General features: G+C 69.0%; 4 protein-coding genes. 2 read left to right on the top strand and 2 right to left on the bottom strand.

The genetic code is table 11. The features are described 5' to 3' along the window. Positions 1–864: CHASE3 domain-containing protein (locus Ate02nite_RS48240; protein WP_203814757.1), on the bottom strand; the 864-nt coding region annotated here is incomplete at its 3' end. 189 nt (positions 865–1,053) lie between these two features. Here Ate02nite_RS48240 and Ate02nite_RS48235 point away from each other — a divergent pair. Beyond that, positions 1,054–1,863 carry a SigB/SigF/SigG family RNA polymerase sigma factor gene (locus tag Ate02nite_RS48235; RefSeq protein ID WP_203814756.1) on the top strand — a complete coding sequence of 270 codons (810 nt, stop codon included), beginning with the start codon at positions 1,054–1,056 and terminating at the stop codon, positions 1,861–1,863. Positions 1,864–1,876: 13 nt separating this feature from the next. Then, positions 1,877–2,329 (top strand): response regulator, encoded by a 453-nt coding sequence (locus Ate02nite_RS48230; RefSeq protein WP_239148251.1) that lies wholly within the window; start codon positions 1,877–1,879, stop codon positions 2,327–2,329. Here the strand turns inward: Ate02nite_RS48230 and Ate02nite_RS50090 are convergent. Next, on the bottom strand, positions 2,321–2,566 hold the full coding sequence (locus Ate02nite_RS50090) for an ATP-binding protein (protein WP_203814755.1): 246 nt from the start codon (positions 2,564–2,566) through the stop codon (positions 2,321–2,323). The genes Ate02nite_RS48230 and Ate02nite_RS50090 overlap by 9 nt on opposite strands. Between the last annotated feature and the right edge of the window lie 169 nt (positions 2,567–2,735).

Raw genomic sequence — 2,735 nt, 5'->3', positions numbered from 1 at the left:
TCGGGTGAGCTCGTCCGCCTTCTCGGCCAGTTTTTCGTGCGCTTCCTCGGCCTGGGCCCGGGCGGCGCGTACCTCGGCGAGCTCGGCGGCGATCCGCCGGCGCATGCCGTCGACGTCGGCGGCCAGGCTGCGCAGCTCGGGCGAACCCGAGCTGGTGATCTCCCGGTCGTAGTCGCCGGCGGCCACCTCCCGGACCTGCGCGGCGAGGGCCGTCACCGGCCTGGTCACCAGCCGGTCGAGCAGGAGCAGCAGCAGCGCGCCGGCGATCAGCACGATCCCGGCGGCCCCGCCGAGCAGCCCGACCAGTACGGATCCGGTCCGGCGGGCGGCGGTGGCGGCCTCGTCGCGCAGTACCAGGATGTCGGCCTGCAGCTGATCGACCGCGCCCCGGACCGCGTCGAACCGGGCGGTACTTGTCGCCTCGTCGAGCTGCGGACCACTTGCACCGCCGACGGCCAGCACCGGTTGCGCAACGTCGGTCCGCCACCGGTCTGCCTCCTGCCGGACGCGCGCCAGGTCGGCGGTGATCTCTTTCCGGCCGTGTTCGGCGTTGAGCGTCTCGATCCGGGTAAGCAGTTGCTGCTCCGCGGCGACGCCCTGCTGGTAGGGCTCGAGGTTCTTCGCCGACCGGCTGAGCACGTAGCCCCGGATGCCGGTTTCCTGGTCCAGGTAGGCCGAATAGAGCTCCTGGCCGGCGACCCGCATCGGACCGGTCTTGTCCAGCAGGGTGTCGAGATGCTGGTTGCTGGCCGCGGCGGTGATCGCGGCGGAGACACCGATGCCGGCCAGCACGGCCCCGGCTAGCGCGAACAGGATCGCGACACGTCGGCGCAGTGTCCAAGCCCGCAGGTCGACCAGTTTCACCGGGCACATTGTGCACAGGCGGTTGCCGTGTGGCAAATAACTCGGACCTCACTTTTGCATCATCCGAACGGACCCCTTCTTCCACCCGATAGGACTAGTTTGCGCAGGCTGGGTTTGCGGGAATGAGGACCCGCGGAAAAGACCGCGTACCGTTCGGGGTCACCGAGCAGCCTGAAAGCAGGGATTTTCATGACTGAGGCCGCCGTCGCCACTCGCACCACCGACAGCACGCCGGATTCGTCGGGCAGCACCGACCGGGCCAGCGAACTGATCAACGCGCTGGCCGGCCTGCCCCAGGACCACCCGTCCCGGCCGCAGGTCCGGGACCAGGCGATCGAGGCGTGGATGCCGCTGGCCCGGCACCTCGCGAACCGGTACGCGGGCCGCGGTGAGCCCGTCGACGACCTGTTCCAGGTCGCCCTGGTCGGCCTGATCAAGTCGGTCGACCGGTTCGACGCCGACCGCGGCATCGAGTTCGCCGGCTTCGCCATCCCCACCATCGTGGGCGAGCTGAAGCGGCACTTCCGCGACCGCACCTGGTCGATTCGCGTTCCCCGGCGCCTGCAGGAACTCCGGCTCGCCATCACGGCCGCGAACAACACGCTGACCAACACGCTGGGCCGCTCGGCCACCGTCGCGGACATCGCCGCGCATATCGGCATCTCCGAGGAAGAAGTCCTCGAAGGACTGGAAGGCGCCCGGGCCTACAACTCGACAAGCCTGTCCACGCCGGCCAACGCCGAGGGCAGCCTGACCCTGGGCGACACGCTCGGCGGCGAGGACACCGAGTTCGAGACCACCGAGCTGCGGGTGGCCCTCGGCCCGGCCATGGCCCGGCTCGACGAGCGCGAGCAGAAGATCATCAGCATGCGCTTCTACGGGAACCTCACCCAGTCCGAGATCGCTGAGAAGATCGGCATCTCCCAGATGCACGTCTCGCGTCTGCTGACCAAGGCGCTCGGCAAGCTGCGCAAGCAGATGGACGACTTCGCGGCGTGACAAGATCTACCCCGTGACCGAGCGTCTGCAAGTTCTGGTGGTCGAGGACGACCTCGGCGATGTCGCGCTGGTGGAGAGTGCCTTCGCCGAGCACAGCATCCCGAGCGTCCTGCACCATGTCGCCGACGGTGCGGAAGCGCTGGCCTTCCTGCACCGCGAGGAACCGTATCGGGACGCGCCCCGGCCGGACCTGATCCTGCTCGACCTGAACATGCCCCGGGTCGACGGCCGTCAGGTCCTGGCCAGCATCAAGGGCGACGACGACCTCGGTTCTATCCCGACCGTGGTGTTCACCACATCGGCGGCGGAGGAGGACGTCTTCTCCAGTTACAACGCCCGCGCCAACGCGTACGTCACCAAGCCGCTGAACCTCGACGACTACGACCGGGTGCTGGTGGCCATCCGCAACTTCTTCGGCCACACCGCCGCCCTCCCGCGACGCGCGTCGGACCAGGAATCAACCTGAGCCGACCACCGGCAGCCGGGCCCAGACCACTTTGCCGTTCCGACAGGTGCGCACACCCCACTGGGCTGAGATCGCTTCGATTAGCTGAAGCCCCCGCCCGCCGAGCCGGTCCGCGTCCGGATGTTCAAGACGTGGCCCGGTGGTGCTGCCGTCGCCGACCTCAACCAGCACGCTGCCACCCCCGACGCTGACCACCAGCTCACCGTCGGTGCGGGTGTGCTTGCTGACGTTCTGCACCAGCTCACTGATAACCAGCAGAGCGTCATCAATCCACTCAGCGTCGCCCCCGCTCCCGCCGTCAGCCCCGCTATCGCTGTCAGCCGCGCCCCTGCTGTCAGCCGCGCCCCTGCTGTCAGCCGCGCCCCTGCTGTCAGCCGCGCCCCTGCTGTCAGCCGCGCCCCTGCTG

The organism is Paractinoplanes tereljensis (genome assembly GCF_016862435.1).
Classification (GTDB): domain Bacteria; phylum Actinomycetota; class Actinomycetes; order Mycobacteriales; family Micromonosporaceae; genus Actinoplanes; species Actinoplanes tereljensis.
The sequence above is the reverse complement of the archived record's forward strand: the minus strand, read 5'-3'. Positions and strand labels throughout refer to the sequence as shown.

Coding starts and splice junctions, on each gene's coding strand:
- Ate02nite_RS48235 (WP_203814756.1), top strand. CDS start 1,054: ATGACTGAGGCCGCCGTCGCCACTCGCACCACCGACAGCACGCCGGAT.